Origin of the sequence: Massilia sp. Leaf139 (assembly GCF_001424165.1) — a bacterium.
In the GTDB taxonomy this organism is placed as follows: Bacteria; Pseudomonadota; Gammaproteobacteria; order Burkholderiales; family Burkholderiaceae_D; genus Telluria.
Genome location: NZ_LMOJ01000023.1, coordinates 262,352 through 278,564 on the forward strand (window position 1 = coordinate 262,352; position 16,213 = coordinate 278,564).

The window sequence follows — 16,213 nt, forward strand, 5'->3', positions numbered from 1 at the left end:
GCCGCCGAACGATTCTAGACCTCGTGTGCAGCCGCACAAGCAGCACACAGGCACGCCGTTTGTGCGCTTTTGCACAGGGGGACAGGTGAAAAAAACCGGGACACGCGGCCCCGGTTTATTGCGAACGCTGGCGCGGATCAATCGCGCATCAACTCCGCGATCATCTTGACGGGCGCGTTGCCGTAGCTGAGGAACTGGTCGTGGAACTGCTTTTGATTAAAGCGGTCGCCCAGCACCTGGCGGCGCTGTTCGCGCAGTTCCATGATCTCGGCATAACCGCTGAAATAGCTGGTCAGCTGCACCGACGAGAGCTGCACGCGGCGCCATTTTTCGACCGCTTCCTGGCGCGTCTGGAAGGCCTGGCGCGTGAGCAGGTCGAGCGCCTCTTCGCGGCCCATGCCGTTCACGTGCACGGAATAATCGAGGATGGTGTTGGTGACGCTCCTCAGGTTCCACTTCGAGTACATCAGCCACATCTCGGGCGCGTTGCCGCCATAACCCGATTCGAGCATCATGCGCTCGCCGTAGACGGCCCAGCCTTCGACCATCGCGCCATTCCCGAACAGCGATTTCACCAGTGAAGGCGAGCGGTTCGCATGCACCAGCTGGGCATAGTGGCCGGGGATCGCCTCGTGGATGTTCAGGATCTGCAGGATCCACTCGTTGTACTCGCGCAGGCTGCTCTCGGCCTGTTCGGCGGACAGCCCGTCGAGCGGCGTGACGTTGTAGTAGGTCTTGTCCTTCGGCCGATACGGGCCGGGCGCGTCGATGCTGGCGCCGGCCACGCCGCGCTGGTACATCGGCGTCTCGCGCACCTCCAGCGGCTTGTCCGGATCGAGCGTCAACAGATCGTTCTTGATCACCCAGTCCTGCAGCAGCGGGATCTGGCGGCGGATCTCGGGGAAGAAGTTTTCGCGCGCGACATGGCGTGCGGAGAGCCGGTCGATCAGCATGCCGATCTTCTGGAAGCGGTCGTTCGGCTTGCGGGTATCGGCCATGTAGCGCGGCCAGAGTTCGTCCGAAATCGCGTTCATGCGCGTGAGGAGCTCTTCGCGCGCGGTGAGGGCCTTGCGGTACATCTGCTCGGCGCTGCTGGCCGACTGGATCTCGAGCGCGAACTTTTGTTCGTACAGGGCCTTACCGAGGCGGAAGGGACGCGCCTTGCCGGATTCCGACTGCGTCTTCTCCAGGTTGGTCAGGAAGTCGACATAGCCCAGCACCGCGCTGCCGGCTTCGGCGATGCGCTGCGCGAACAGGGCCTTTTCGCGCGCGTTCAGAATCGAGCTTTGCGCCGCCTGGCCGAGGTCGGCCAGCACCACCAGGGTGCCGGGCGCCTGCGAGATAGCCAACTGCGTGTGTTCGCGCGTCGGGTTGACGATCGATGCCTGCGCCGCCTGGTAGTAGGCCGGCACGTTGTCCAGGCGTTTCAGGATGGTGCGCAGGCGTTGCGGTTTCGCCGCGTAGTCGGTGTTGAGGATCAGGTCGAGCGGCTGGGCGATGTTGTACAGCGACGGGTTCCACTCGTATTCGCGCAGCGTCGCCAGGCGCCAGCGGTCGTTCTCGAGCTTGTTGATCAGGAGGGCGACGTCGGTGCGCTGGCGTGGCGACAGCTGGCGCGCGTCGATCTTCTTGAATTTATCGAGCCACTCGTCGGCGAAGGCAAGCTTCTTGGCGCGCGTGGCGGCATCGGGAATGGTGAGGTTGGCGGCCACATCGAACTTGCCGACGGCGATGCCGCCTTCCGGATCGACGCGCCACAGGGCCGTCAGGTACTGCATGCTCAGGCTGTCGGCGCGGCGGTCGAGACGCTTTTCGTTGGAGGCCGGCGCCTGGACTGGCGCGGCGCTCGCTTGCGATGCTGCTGCCACGGCGGCGCCGGTGGCGGCAGCGGCGGCAACGGCTTTACCCTTGTTCGATTTGCCCTTCGCCTTGGCGACCGGGGCGGCGGCGCGCTTGGCGCCGGCCTTCGATTTGACGACCTTGGCCGCCTTCGGCTTCGAGGTCTTGGACTGCTTGGCGCTGGCAGGCGCCAGCGCGAGGCTGGCGATCATGGCTGCCAGCGCGAGTTTCGTTTTCATCATCGTGTTCGGCCCGTAAAGATGGAGATGTCGGGTGGGCTGCGCGGCCTATCAATGGCAGCGCGGCAGCGCGCCAGATTAGCATTTTTCGCGCGGGGTGCGTGGCTCCGGGTTTGTAACAAATGTAGAGCGCAGCTTCGGCTTGCGCGCTGCGCCCTCAGTCGACCAGGCCGGCGCGGATCAAGGCCTGGTGGCGCGCGTTGATGGTCGCCACCGCGCCTTTGCCGCGCGCGATATTCGTCAGCACAATCTCGGCGTCCTGGGTGAAGCGGTGGCGCACGCGGATCGTGTACGAGCGCGTGAGCCAGCTGCGCAGGCCGTTCACGTAACTCGCTTCGTCCATGTCGCGCCACTTGACGCCGATGATCCCCTTCTTCCAGGGCAGCACGCCGGCATGCACCCAGACCCCGAGGTCGTCCATGTAGAGCTGCACGCTGCGCACCAGCAGGAATTCGTAGGCGACCAACATCGCCGAGAGCACCAGCACGGCAAAGGCCGCCAGCTCGTGCCACAGGAAGGCCAGCGGCAGCAGCACGCCGAACAGGACGATCGCCAGCGCCAGCACGCCGGCATAGGCCAGCCACGATTTCAGGCCGATGACCTGGGCTTGCGGGTGCTGTTCGTCCATGGGGGTTCCGTTACAAAAGCGGCATCATCACATGGAATGCGCGGCCGATCAACGGCCGAGACCCTGCTGCAGCATGGCCAGCATGTCGCCGGGGGACATCCGCGCCGACAAGTCGCCTCCTTCGAGCAGGCTGTCGGCCAGGTCGCGCTTGTGGCGGTGCAGGTCGACGATGCCTTCTTCGATCGTGTGGCGCGCCACCAGGCGGTAGATCGTCACCGGGCGTTGCTGGCCCATGCGGTGGGCGCGATCCGAGGCCTGGTCTTCGACCGCCGGGTTCCACCACGGATCCATGTGGATTACGTAGTCGGCCGCCGTCAGGTTGATGCCGACCCCGCCCGCCTTCAGGCTGATGAGGAACAAATCTCCCTCGCCGGCCTGGAAGGCATCCACCCGCCGTTTCCGCTCCTGCATCGGCGTCGATCCGTCCAGGTACTGGTAGCGGATGCCTTGCGCATCGAGGTGCTTGCGGATCAGGCTCAGGTGGTCGACGAACTGGCTGAACACGAGCACCTTGTGGCGGTTCTCGAGCAGACCCTCGACCAGGTGGGCGAAGGTGGCCAGCTTGCTGCTGGCGATGCCGAGGCTGGGCGCCACCAGCGCCGGATTGCAGCAGGCGCGGCGTAATCGCATCATCTCGGCCAGGATCGCGATCGATTTCTCGCCCTGCGGCGCTTCCAATGAGGCCAGCTTGTCGAGCGCCTCGCGCCGCAGCGATTCGTACAGCGCCATTTCTTCCGCACTGAGCTCGACCGGCAGCACGATCTCGGTGCGCGGCGGCAGTTCGCTCAGCACCTGGCTCTTGGTACGGCGCAGGATGAACGGCTGCGTCAGCCGTTTCAGGCGCGCGCGGGCCGCGCTTTCGGCGCGCTTGTCCTGCGCCTTTTCGATGGGGCCGGCAAAGCGCAACTGGAACTGGTCGGCCGTGCCGAGCAGGCCCGGATTGATGAAGCGGAACAGGTTCCACAGTTCGCCCAAGTGGTTTTCCAGCGGGGTGCCGGTCGCCACCATTTTGAAGTCGCCCTGCAGCGCCATCACCGCCTGCGAGCGGCGTGTCGCTGCATTCTTGAACGACTGCGCCTCGTCCATCACGATCGTGTGCCAGCGTTTTTTGGCGAACAGCGGCGCCTCCAGCTGCAGCAGGCCGTAGCTGGCGACGATCACGTCGTAGGCGCCGGCTTCCTCGATCATCGTCGCACGATCCCCCGGCCCGAACAGTTTCACACGCAGGGTCGGCGCGAAGCGTTCCGCTTCGGCGATCCAGTTGGTGCAGACCGAGGTCGGCGCCACCACCAGGGTCGGGCCGTTGGGCGCGCGCAGCAGGATCAGCGCCAGCGCCTGCAGCGTTTTGCCGAGGCCCATGTCGTCGGCCAGGCAGGCGCCCACGCCCCAGTGCGCCAGGCGCGCCAGCCAATCGAACCCCTCTCGCTGGTAGTCGCGCAGCTCGGCCTGCAAGGTCGAGGGCAATTGCGGCTCGTAGGCCGCCGTATCGGCCATCTTCTTGATGTGCGCGCGCCATGCTTTATCGGCGTCGACTCCGCCGGCGTCCAGCGCCAGCTCTTCCAGCGCGAAGCTGGCCAGCGGGTGCACCCGCAGCACCTCGCCGTCGGCGTCCGTGAACGCGGCGACGTCGAGCAGGCGCCGGTGCAGCTCGTTCGTGAGTGCCAGGAACTGGTTGTCGCCGAGCGCAACGAAGCGGCCGTCGCCCGCGCGCACTTTATCGAGCAGCGAGCGCAGATCGAGCACGCGGCCCTCGTCGATGGCGACTTCGCCGTTCGCTGCGAACCAGTCCTTGTCGCGCTTGATGTTGATGCGCACCGACTGGTTCGTCACCTTCTTGCTGACCCTGAACGGTTCGCCCTCGGGCCAGGCGATCACGACCTGGGTTGGGTCGAGTTCCTGCAGTTCGCTCACCAGCTCCAGGCAGGCGACCGGCTGGCCCAGCAGCCATTCGCCATGTTCTTCTTCGGCGCTTTCCAACGCGCGGCAGGCGGCGATCAGCTGGCGCTCGGCTTCGCGCTCGGCGTTCAGGTCGCGCCTGGCCTCGGTGCGGATGCCGTTGAAATCGGCGATCACGCGTTCGGCGCCGCTGCCGGGCGCGTAATAGGCGCCGGTTCCCGGCAGCGGGCGCACCAGGATGCGCATGCGCAGGCCGTGCTGGTAGGGCAGCAGGTGCACGTGCAGGCGCGCGTCGGCTGCGATCTTCTCGATATCGTCCGCGCTGGCGCCGATGTCCGACTGCACGGTAACGATGGAGGAGATCGCGCCGATCGCCTGCAGCACCCGCACCTCGGCCTCCAAAGGCACCACCAGCGCCTCGCCGACGATGGCGCCGATGCGGCGGTGCTCGTCGCGCACGCGCACGACGCGCAGGCGGGTCGGCGTCTCGCGGCTGACGACGACGTCGCCGCTGGCCTCGTTGATCGGCGGGCGCAGCGAAATCGTCACGTGTTCGCGCGCCGCTTTCACCAGCAGCTCCGGCTCGCCCGGCAGCAGCTCGACCCGGGTGCCGGGCGCATCGAACCAGAACAGCAGCGGATGGCCGATCAGGGCGGCCAGCGCCTTGTCGAGGTCGAATTCGTAGCGCAGCCCGCTGCCATAGTACTGGCGAGAAGCGCCGATGCTCGATACGGCCAGCAGATCCTGGGCGGTGAGGAAGTCGAGCGCGGCTGCTTCCTCGGTCAGGCGCTTCAGGCCGACCGGGCGGCCGCGGCTCCAGGCGCCTTGCGCATCGCGCTTCTGTTCGCGCGGCTCGAGTTCCTGCACGCCGAGGTGGGCGTCGTAGCGGATCAGCCAGACCAGGCGCGATTCCTTGACGACTTCGACATTCACGGCCGGCTGCAGGTTGATCAGGGCGTTCAGCTGCCGTTCCCATGGCTGCTCGCGCTCGAACCAGTGGGTCATGTCGGTGAAGCGGTGCTGCTGGCGCAGGGCGATGGCGCGCTGCTCGTGCGAGATGGCGCCCAGTTGCCCCAGCAGGCCGGCCAGCTGGGCGCTGATAAAATCGAAGCCGGCGCTTTCCGACAGCAGCAGCGCTTCCTCCAGGCGCGCGCGCTGGCTGGACAGCTGCGGCATCGCCAGCCACCAGTGCAGCAGGGCGCGGAACATCACCGGCTGCAGCGCCGTCTCCCAGTTGCGCGAGGGCAGCACGTCGCCGTCGACGGTGCCGCCACGGATCTGGCGCAGCATGCTCAGTTGCTGATAGACGGCGGTGTCGTGGCTCTGCACGGCGCGCGTGGCGCTGTCGAGATAGCTTTCGACGGCTTTTTGATGCTTGGCATCGCCGCGCCGCAGCAGGGCGGCAACGTACAGGTGGCCGCCAATCCCGGCGAACACCTGTTTTCGCTTGCCCGTCTCGCGCCGCAGCTGTTTCAGGGCGGCGTCGAATCCGGCCAGCGCCTCGTCGATGTGGTCGCGCAGGAGCAGCAGCACGCTGCGGTAGAACTGGGCGCTGGAGTCGTCGAGTTCCTCTAGCTGCGCGCCGGCGTCGTCCAGGCGCCCGCACAGGATCAGATGTTCGGCCAGGGCGGTGCGCAATTCCATCGAGGCGCCGCCCTGCGCCACGTGCGCTTCGGCGTAGGCGCGCACGGCCGGCGCCGTGGCCGGCTCGCGCTGGACGTGGTCGACCAGCACCGCCAGCACCTCGTCGCGCAGCGCCGGGTTGATGCGTTCGATGAGATCCGGTTCGAACGGGCGCGCGCAGATCTCGACCAGCGGGTGCAGGTAGGCCGCCTCGTGGCAGCGCAGGCAGGCGGACAGGAGGGGCGCGATCGACTTCGGGCCGTCGCCGCCCACCAGGGCCATGCGCAGCAGGGCCAGGCCCTGGCGGTAGCTGCGCAGCACCGGGTGACCTTGCCAGTCGCGCCGCAGCGGGTTGACGGTGTCGTAGGCTTCGCGCAGTTCGTTGAAGCGGCCGTTGCGCAGCTGCGAGGCGATCGCCGCCCAGGCGACGTCCGGCACCACGATGCTGCCGCGCGAGGCCAGTTCCCCGGCCAGGCCGCGCGTGCGCAGGCCGGCTAAGGTTTCGGTGAGCGCGTCCTCGCCCTCGAAGTCGGACAGCGCCTCGAGGTGCTCGCGCAGGCGCGTGCGTCCCAGCGGCTCGCCGGCGACCGCCAGTAGGCCGAGGATCAGCTTTTCCAGCGCCGAACAGGCGGCGAACGTTTCGAGCAGCGCGGTTCGGGTCATGCAGCCAGGTTCTCGATCTCCAGCGCCGGCAGCCCTTCAGGCAGCGCCATGCCGAACACGCGCAAGTAGAAGGCCAGCTCCGCTTCCAGCGTGCGCACCACGCTGTCGGCCTTCCTGAAGCCGTGGCCTTCGCCCTCCAGCGTCAGGTAAGCGACCGGCACGCCGCGCGCGCGCAGGGCGTCGACCATGGTTTCCGACTGCTGCGGCGGCACCACCTTGTCGTCCAGGCCCTGGAAGAAGATCATCGGCCGTTTCAAGGCGTCGGTATGGTGGATCGGCGAGCGCTCGCGATACACGGCCTGCGCCTGCGCCTTGGGGGCGATCAGGTATTCGTTGTAGTGCGATTCGAACTTGTGCGAATCCGCGTCCAGCCCGGCGAGATCCGACACGCCGTAATAGCTGGCGCCGGCCTTGAACACGTCGTGGAAGGTGAGGGCGCACAGGGTCGTCAGGCCACCGGCGCTGCTGCCGCGGATCAGCAGGCGCTCCGGGTCGGCCAGACCCTGATCGGCCAGATGGCGCGCGCCTGCCACGCAATCCTCGACGTCGATGATGCCCCATTGTCCCTTCAACAGGTCGCGGTAGTTGCGGCCGAAGCCGGAGCTGCCGCCGTAGTTCACGTCGAGCACGGCGAAGCCGCGGCTCGTCCAGAATTGCGTCGCCAATTTGAGGGTGCTGGTTGCCATGCCGGTCGGGCCGCCGTGGCCGATCACGATCAGGGGTGGCAGTTCGCCCGGCTGCGCCTCGTGGTCGCGGTTGGCCGGCGCATAGTGGAAGGCGTAGGCAGTGCGTCCATTCGCGCTCGGATAGCGGATGCTGCGCGGGACGGACAAATACGCTTCGTCCGGCAGCTCGGCGATCGATTGCACCAGAACGGTGCGTTTACCGTTGGCCGGATCGATCAGCGCCAGTTCCAGCGCGATGGTCGGCGACCCGGCCAGCACCAGCACGGCCTCGGGCGAGACGCGCAGTTCGCGGATTTCCTGATACGGCGTCTCGATCGGCTCGAGTTGGCAGCCGCGCGTGGACAGGCGGCCGAGGCGGCTGATGCCGTCCTCGATATAGGTGCAGACGATTTCCTCGCTCGAGGTAAAACCGTACATCGAGCCGCCGAAGCTCCATTGCGGCCCGCCGAACTCGGCCTCGCGCGGGCACAGCGGATGGACGACGCCGCCTTCGAAGCGGTACAGGTTCCACCAGCCGCTGCGATCCGAGACGAAGTAGAGCAGGCCGTCGGGCGACCACTCCGGCTGGCAGATCGATTCGTCGATGCCGCCCGCGACCAGGCGCCCGTCGACCAGGCTGCCGTCGGCGGCGATGTCGGCGACCCAGAGTTCCGTGCCCTGCCACGGCATGCGCGGGTGATCCCAGCACAGCCAGGCCAGCTGGCGGCCATCGGGCGACAGGCGCGGCGCCGCATAGAAATCGTTGCCGTCCACGAGGATGGTTTCGGTGCCGTCGAAGCCGACCGCACAGATGGTATTCACGGGATAGGCTTCGCCGGCGAGGTGATCCTCGCGCACGGCGACTAAACGGTTGCGGGCGCGATCCGGCACGAAGTCGGCATAGCGCACGGCTTCCTCACGCGTGATCACGACCGGCGCGGCGCCGTCCTGCACCTGGTACAGGTGGTTGTCGGCAAAGTGCGAGAACCAGACCGTGCCGCCATCGGCCGCGTAGGCGCCGCCGCCGTACTCGTGCACGCGGGTGCGCACGTTGAAGGGGGCGGGCGTCAGTTCGCTGGCAGCACCCGCGCCCGCGCGCAGCCGCTGCAGCGTGGTGCGGCCCGCTTCGCTGGCGCGTCCGGCCAGCCACAGCACGTCGGCACCGTCGAGCGCGATCTGCGCCAGGGGAATGGCGCCGGCGGCGACGGTGGCGGCGCCGATCGGGGAAGTCCAGGTGCCGCAGGGAGCGGCCTGCTTGCGGGTCGGCTGGGTCATGGCTTCGTTTTCAATGAAAAGGTAGAACGCATTATAAGAGCCTGGCCCGCAGGCGGAGTCACGCGAGGCGTGCGCACCGCTGCGCCGCTGCGGACAGCCGCGACGGATTGCTGTTGAGTTTTTCCGGCGTCGGCGCATAATCCAGGCAGACCCAGGCAAACCGGGCAGACCCGTCAGTTCCGACCAGGAGCATCATGGCCACTCACGCTTTCGCGCAAGGACGGCGCCACGCCGGCCCGCTACCCACACTCGTAGGCACGCTGCTCGCGGCCATCCTGTCCGCCTGCGGCGGTGGCGGCGACAACGCCCCGGCACCGGCACCGGCGCCGCCACCGGCCGCGGCGCTGCCGGGCAGTTACGCCGATCCGGTGGTCTATTCGGGCGCGGCCACGGCCTCCCTGGCGAGCGCCCAGGAAGGCGCCGCTACGGTACAGGCGCGCATCAATGTCGACGGCCGCCCGCTCGACTATACGGCCAAGGCGGGCCACCTGACGGCCTCCGACCTGCAGACCGGGCAGCCGGCGGCCTCGTTTTTCTACGTCGCCTACACCGCGGGCACGCAGCCTGCGGCGCAGCGGCCCGTGACCTTTTTCTATAATGGCGGGCCTGGTTCGGCCTCGCTCTGGCTGCACCTGGGCGCCTTCGGGCCGCGCCGGCTCGCCACCACCTTCCCATCCACCACGCCATCGAGTCCCCCGCAGTTGGTCGACAACCAGGAAACGCTGCTGGATCACTCCGACCTGGTCTTCGTCGACGCCATCGGCACCGGCTATTCGCAGGCGATCGCGCCGCGCACGAATGCCCAGTTCTGGGGCGTCGACCAGGACGCGGCGGCCTTCCGCGACTTCGTGCGCCGCTACCTCGCCGCCAACAACCGGCAAGCCTCGCCGCTGTACCTGTTCGGCGAATCCTACGGCGGCCCGCGCACGGCCGTGCTGGCCAACCTGCTGGAGAGCGCCGGGGTGCGCGTCGCGGGCATCATGCTGCAGTCGCCCGCCATGAACTACAACGCCAACTGCGGCGTGTTCGATCCCGGCCAGGTCAGCTGCGAGGGCTACATCCCGAGCTATGCCGCCGTCTCGCGCTACCACCAGAGCGGCAGCCTGCCGACCGATTTCTCGACGGTGCTGGAGCAGGCGCGCGCCTTCGCCGCCGGCCCCTACCGCACCGAGGTCGGCCCCTTCCTCGCCACCAAGACGCCCCCAAGCGAAGCCAGCGTGGCGCAACTGGCCGCCTGGACGGGACTGGCGGCGCAGACCTGGCGCCAGGACTTTTCGATGACGCCGGGCGCCTATCGGGCGCGCCTGATGCCGGGACAGGTGTTCGGGCGCTACGACGCGCGCGTGCGCGCGCCGGCCGGCAGTGCGCTGGCGGCCGGCGGCGACCCCGCGCTCACACTGGTCGGCGGCGCCTTCAACAACAGCATCCGCCCCTACCTCGAGACGGAGCTGCGCTATTCGGCGGCCACGCCCTACCTGGGCTCGAACAACATCATCAACCAATGGAACTTCAGCCACGACGGCAAGGCGGTGCCGGACACGATCCCGGATCTGGCCGTGGCGCTGACGCTCAATCCCGCCATGAAAGTGCTTGCCATGAGCGGCTACCACGACCTGGCGACGCCGTTCTACCAGACCGAACTGGATCTGGCACGGCTGGGCCCAAGCACCGCTATCCAGATCCGCAACTACGACAGCGGGCACATGAGCTATCTCGACGACCGCGTGCGTCCCCTGCAGAAGGCGGATCTGCGCGCCTTCTATAACAGCGTATCGGTGGCACAATGAAAAGCATGTACCTACTTGTTCTGCTCCTGACGACAGCCGGCGCGGCCGCCGCCCAGGCGCCGGTCGGCGTCGACGCCCAGGTGCCGCCGGCGCTGCGCACGCGCCCGTCGGCCACGCCGCCGGCAACGGGCGCGGCCCTGCGCGCCCAGGCGCTGGCCAAGCTCGAGGCGCGCTTCCGGGCGGCCGACCTCGATGGCGACGGCCGCCTGTCGCGCGAAGAAGCGAAAGGCTTCGGATTCGTCGATACGCATTTCGAGGCGATCGACGCCGCCGGCCGCGGCGCGGTGAGCTTCGACGATCTGCGGGCCTACCTGGCGCGGGCGAAAAGCGGGCAACGCTAGCGTGGCCGAGGCGCGCGGAGGGTGCGATAATAGCCCCCTTTCGACGTCCACCATTGTCAGCCATGCCACAATTTGCCCCGCTCAAGAACGACACCTTCCTGCGCGCGCTGCTGCGCCAGCCGACCGAGTACACGCCCGTCTGGCTGATGCGGCAGGCGGGGCGCTACCTGCCGGAATACCGCGCCACCCGCGCGCGCGCCGGTTCGTTCCTGGGCCTGGCAAAGAATCCGGACTACGCCACCGAGGTGACGCTGCAGCCGCTGGATCGCTATCCGCTGGACGCGTCGATCCTGTTCTCGGACATCCTGACCGTGCCCGATGCGATGGGCCTGGGCTTGTACTTCTCCGAAGGCGAAGGCCCGAAGTTCGAGCGTCCGCTGCGCACGGAAGCCGAGGTGATGGCGCTGCAGGTACCGGATATGGCGTCGCTCGACTATGTCTTCAAGGCCGTCACGCAAATCCGCACCGAAATCAACGGCCGCGTGCCGCTAATCGGCTTTTCCGGCAGCCCGTGGACGCTGGCCTGCTACATGGTCGAGGGCCAGGGCTCGCGCGAATTCCACACCATCAAAAAGATGCTGTACGCACGCCCGGATCTGATGCACCGGATCCTGGAGATCAACGCCACCGCCGTGGCCCAGTACCTGAACGCCCAGATCGACGCCGGCGCCCAGGCCGTCATGATCTTCGATTCCTGGGGCGGCGCGCTGGCCGACGGCGCCTACCAGGAATTCTCGCTGCGCTACATGGAACGCGTGGTGAGCCAGCTGCAGCGCGACAAGGATGGCGTGCGCATTCCCGCCATCGTCTTCACCAAGGGCGGCGGCATCTGGCTCGACGAGATGGCGGACATCGGCGCCGATGCGCTGGGCCTGGACTGGACGGTAAACCTGGGCCGCGCACGGGCGCTGGTGGGCGACCGTGTCGCCCTGCAGGGCAACCTGGATCCGGCCATCCTGTTCGCCTCGCCGGAGCAGATCCGCGCCGAGGTCGAGCGCTCGTTGACGGCCTACGGCACGCCCTCGAACGGCCACGGTCACGTCTTCAACCTCGGCCATGGCATCTCGCAATTCACGCCGCCGGAGTCGGTGACGGCGATGGTCGAAGCGGTGCACAACTTCAGCCGCCAGCAACGCGGCGGATAAGTGAAAATGTTGCGGCGCCGCAGGTTTTATGCCCCGGCAGCCGCAGCGAACGGGCGTGCATTTTCACACTTGTTCACATGTTGCAAAACGGTTCAATCATAAGCTGTGGACATGTACAGTAGTCGCGGGAAAAACATAAGTGGTTGAAATTGCTGGAGTTTATCTTTAAATCCTGGCATACATAACCGCTTGGAAGCGAGTCTTCCGGTATAGAAACCGCAGTTTCCCGACCCTTGTTCACAAAGTTATGCACAGGCTGTCTAGCTCAGCCATAAAAATTCCTGCGTTGACAAGTACTTACGCGTGGCATCGCAGAGTCTTGTTTAAATCTTCATACTGCTCAAGCATTTACAAGAAGAAAAACACCAGTTATACACAATCGTTGCACTGTGGGAAGCGAGTTGCTGTGGACTACTTCGTTATTTGCAAGTCATTGAATATAAATGATTTATTCGATCTTGTTTTTGGCTGATCCGTACATCATTTGACTTAACGTAAACTTCTTCACCGGTCAAGCGCTTCATTCTCCACAAAGTTTTCCACAGGTTTTATACAAGGTCGGACATTGGCGCACTGCATCCTCCGAATTGCCCTCGATACCCCGCTCAATAGCGTGTTCGATTACGGCTGGCCGCACGAGGAAGGCACCACGCCGCAAGTCGGCCAGCTGGCGTTGGTCAGCTTCGGGCGCCGCGAAGTCGTTGGCTTGATCGTCGCCATCGTCCAGGAGACCGACGTCCCGCCGGACAAGCTGAAAAACGCGATCGCCGTACGCGATCAGCTGTCTCCCTTATCCCCGCAATGGCTGGCGCTGGCCGGCTTCGCGGCCGACTACTACCAGCGGCCGCTGGGCGAGGTGGCGCTGCCCGGGCTGCCGAAGAACCTGCGGGTGCCGAAAACCGTCGCGCTCGACCGCGCCCTGAAGAAAATGGCGAAGGCGCCGCCGCCGGGCGACCCGGCGCCGCTGGGCATGCCGCCCTTGAACGCCGAGCAGCAGGAAGCGGCCGATGCCATCGGCGGCGCCGTCGGCTTCACGCCGGCGCTGCTCTACGGCGTCACCGGCAGCGGCAAGACCGAGGTGTATTTGCAGGCCTGCGCCCAGGTGCTGGCGCGCGATCCGCAGGCGCAGATCCTGATCCTGGTACCCGAGATCAACCTGACCCCGCAGCTGGAAGGGAATATCCGCGCGCGCTTTCCGGGCCTGATGCTGGCGACCCTGCATTCGAGCCTGTCCGAAGGCGAGCGCATGCTGCACTGGCTCGCCGCCCACCAGGGGCAGGCGCGCATCGTGCTCGGCACCCGGCTGGCGATCCTGGCCTCGCTGCCGCACCTGCAGCTGATCGTCATCGACGAGGAACACGACCCCTCGTACAAACAGCAGGAAGGTTTACGATATTCGGCGCGCGACCTGGCCGTCTGGCGCGCGCGCCAATTGGCGATCCCGATCGTGCTGGGCTCGGCCACGCCTTCGCTCGAGAGCTGGCACCACGCCCAGACCGGCCGCTACGACCTGCTGCAGCTGCGCGAGCGCGCCGTGCGCGACGCCGTGCTGCCGAGCGTGCGCCTGCTCGACATGGAGCGCGACAAGCCGAAAGAAGGGCTGACAGGCGGCCTGCTCGCCGCCCTGCGCGCTCGCCTGGAACGCGGCGAACAGTCGCTGCTGTTCCTGAATCGGCGCGGCTATGCGCCCGTGATCACCTGCGAAGCCTGTGGCTGGATCAGCAACTGCACCCGCTGCACCTCGTTCATGGTACTGCACAAGCCCGAGCACCGGCTGCGCTGCCACCACTGCAGCCTGGAATTGCGCATCCCGCGCCACTGCCCGACCTGCGGCAATGTCGACCTGCAGCCCTTGGGACGCGGTACCCAGCGCTTCGAGGAAGGCCTGCGCGCGATGTTCCCACAGGCGCGCATCCTGCGCATCGACGCCGACTCCACGAGAAAGAAGGGCAGCGCCCAGGAAGCCTTCGACACCGTGCACCGCGGCGAAGTCGACATCCTGATCGGCACGCAGATGGTCGCCAAGGGCCACGATTTCAAAAAGCTGACCTTGGTCGGCATCCTGAATCCGGACACGGCCCTGTTCTCGCAGGATTATCGGGCCAGCGAGCGCCTGTTCGCCCAGCTGATGCAGGTGGCGGGCCGCGCCGGCCGCGCCGGTCTCGCTTCGGAGGTGCTGATCCAGACCCGCTATGCCCAGCACCCGCTGTACTCGGCCGTGGTGCGCCACGACTATGACCGCTTCGCGATGAACCTGCTGGAAGAGCGCCACCAGGCCGCCTTGCCGCCCTACATGTACCAGGCGCTGCTGCGCGCGGAGGCGCCGGAGCTGGCGACCGCGATCGCCTTCCTGGAAGAAGCGCGGGACATTTTTCCGACCGATGCAGTGACGATCAACGACCCGATCCCGATGACGATGACGCGCGTGCACAATGTCGACCGCGCCCAGCTGCTGGTGGAGTCGCCTTCGCGCCCCGCGTTGCAGGCGTTCTTGAAAGAGTGGCTGTCCCTGCTGCGCGCCATGAAGACGCGCGTGCGCTGGTCGCTGGAAGTCGACCCGCTCGACATTTAAGTTTGAAACGGCGTATCGTCTTGTTATGACTTTGGAGAACAGCATGAAGAAACTAAGCGTCGACGTCGCCGTCATCGGCACCGGCACGGCCGGCATGTCGGCCTATCGCGCGGCGCATGCGCAAGGGGCGCGCACCGTCGTCATCGAAGGCGGCCATTACGGCACCACCTGCGCCCGCGTCGGCTGCATGCCAAGCAAGCTGCTGATCGCCGCCGCCGACGCCGCCCACATGCTCGACGTGGCGCCGGGCTTCGGCGTGCATCCGGGCGAAAAGCGCATCGACGGCCGCGCCGTGATGGAACGCGTGCGCAATGAGCGCGACCGTTTCGTCGGCTTCGTGCTGGAAAGCGTCGACAGTTTTCCCGAAGCCGACCGCATCCGCGGCCATGCCCGTTTCACCGGGCCGCACACGCTGCAGATCGACGAGCACACCGAGATCGAGGCGGCGCGCGTCGTGATCGCCACCGGTTCCACGCCGGTGATCCTGCCGCAATTGCAGAACGTCGGGCCCGGCATCGTCACCAGCGACGACGTGTTTTATTGGGACGATTTACCGAGCTCGGTGGCGGTGATCGGCTCCGGTGTCATCGGACTGGAACTGGGCCAGGCACTGACGCGCCTGGGCGTGCGCGTATCGATCTTCGCGCGCGGCGGCAGCCTGGCCCACCTGAGCGACCCGGAAGTGCTGCACGCGGCCACGCGCACGCTGACGGGGGAACTCGACCTGCGCTTCCAGACCGAAGTCGTGCGCGCGGAACAGCAGGGGGATCAGGTACTGCTCACCACGCGCGACGCGCTCGGCAAGGAAACGAGCGAACAGTTCCAATACGTGCTGGTCGCCACCGGCCGCACGCCGAACGTGCACGGCATGGGGCTGGAACACACGGGTCTGGAGCTGAAGGCCAACGGTGTGCCCGCCTTTGACAGCCGCACCATGCAGTGCGGCGCCAGCCACATTTTTATTGCGGGCGATGCCAACAACGAGCTGCCGCTGCTGGCCGAGGCGGCCGACCACGGCAAGATCGCCGGCGAGAACGCGGGCCGCTATCCGGACGTGCGTCCGGGCCTGCGCCGCACGCCGCTCGGCATCGCGTTCACGGAACCGAACATCGCCACGCTGGGTAAAAACTACAAGACCCTGTGCGAGGGCGGGCGCCCGAAATTCGCGATTGGCCAGGTCTCCTTCGAGAACCAGGGCCGCAGCCGGGTCATGTTGCAGAACAAGGGCATGCTGCGCGTGTATGCGGAGTACGGTTCCTGCCGCTTTTTAGGTGCCGAAATGATCGGCCCGCGCGGTGAACACATCGCGCACCTGCTGGCCTGGGCAGTGCAGGCCCACCTGACGGTGCCGCAGATGCTCGACATGCCTTTCTATCATCCCGTGATCGAAGAGGGCGTGCGCACGGCGCTGCGCGATCTGGCGGCGAATCTGGCCAAGGCGACCAATCACACGGATGCGGCTGATTCGGAGCCGGGGACGTAGTCAGCGGCTGTTCAGAGCTTGAAAACGTGTGAAGTCCTGACTCCACGTGTTTTATGA

At 66.6% G+C, this 16,213-nt stretch carries 9 protein-coding genes; 5 read left to right on the forward strand and 4 right to left on the reverse strand.

What is annotated here, in order from left to right; all coding sequences use genetic code 11:
- Positions 1 to 137: 137 nt before the first annotated feature.
- The 4 genes from ASF77_RS15375 to ASF77_RS15390 all read right to left on the reverse strand — a co-directional run bounded on the left by ASF77_RS15375 (position 138) and on the right by ASF77_RS15390 (position 8,828).
- Complete coding sequence (locus tag ASF77_RS15375) at positions 138 to 2,081, reverse strand: DUF885 domain-containing protein (RefSeq protein WP_082493799.1); 1,944 nt, start codon at positions 2,079 to 2,081, stop codon at positions 138 to 140.
- Positions 2,082 to 2,235: 154 nt separating this feature from the next.
- Positions 2,236 to 2,706: a hypothetical protein gene (locus ASF77_RS15380; protein ID WP_056341051.1), complete on the reverse strand. Its 471-nt coding sequence runs from the start codon at positions 2,704 to 2,706 to the stop codon at positions 2,236 to 2,238.
- A 48-nt stretch (positions 2,707 to 2,754) separates the two neighbouring features.
- Positions 2,755 to 6,888 carry a DEAD/DEAH box helicase gene (locus tag ASF77_RS15385; RefSeq protein WP_056341053.1) on the reverse strand — a complete coding sequence of 1,378 codons (4,134 nt, stop codon included), beginning with the start codon at positions 6,886 to 6,888 and terminating at the stop codon, positions 2,755 to 2,757.
- Positions 6,885 to 8,828, reverse strand: coding sequence for a S9 family peptidase (locus ASF77_RS15390; RefSeq protein ID WP_056341055.1), 1,944 nt, complete (start codon positions 8,826 to 8,828; stop codon positions 6,885 to 6,887). The genes ASF77_RS15385 and ASF77_RS15390 overlap by 4 nt, the downstream gene beginning before the upstream one ends.
- Positions 8,829 to 9,022: 194 nt before the next feature.
- On the opposite strand from ASF77_RS15390, the gene ASF77_RS15395 reads away from it, so the two are divergent.
- From ASF77_RS15395 to ASF77_RS15415, 5 genes are all read left to right on the forward strand, one after another.
- Positions 9,023 to 10,615, forward strand: coding sequence for a S10 family peptidase (locus ASF77_RS15395; protein ID WP_056341058.1), 1,593 nt, complete (start codon positions 9,023 to 9,025; stop codon positions 10,613 to 10,615).
- Between the two features lie 5 nt (positions 10,616 to 10,620).
- Positions 10,621 to 10,956: an EF-hand domain-containing protein gene (locus ASF77_RS15400; RefSeq protein ID WP_162244861.1), complete on the forward strand. Its 336-nt coding sequence runs from the start codon at positions 10,621 to 10,623 to the stop codon at positions 10,954 to 10,956.
- Positions 10,957 to 11,018: 62 nt separating this feature from the next.
- Positions 11,019 to 12,101: a uroporphyrinogen decarboxylase gene (gene hemE, locus ASF77_RS15405; RefSeq protein WP_056341062.1), complete on the forward strand. Its 1,083-nt coding sequence runs from the start codon at positions 11,019 to 11,021 to the stop codon at positions 12,099 to 12,101.
- A 565-nt stretch (positions 12,102 to 12,666) separates the two neighbouring features.
- Entirely contained in the window at positions 12,667 to 14,673 is a 2,007-nt protein-coding gene (locus ASF77_RS15410; RefSeq protein WP_156648908.1) for a primosomal protein N', read from the forward strand.
- Between the two features lie 43 nt (positions 14,674 to 14,716).
- Positions 14,717 to 16,156 (forward strand): dihydrolipoyl dehydrogenase, encoded by a 1,440-nt coding sequence (locus ASF77_RS15415; RefSeq protein WP_056341065.1) that lies wholly within the window; start codon positions 14,717 to 14,719, stop codon positions 16,154 to 16,156.
- The last annotated feature ends 57 nt before the right edge of the window (positions 16,157 to 16,213 follow it).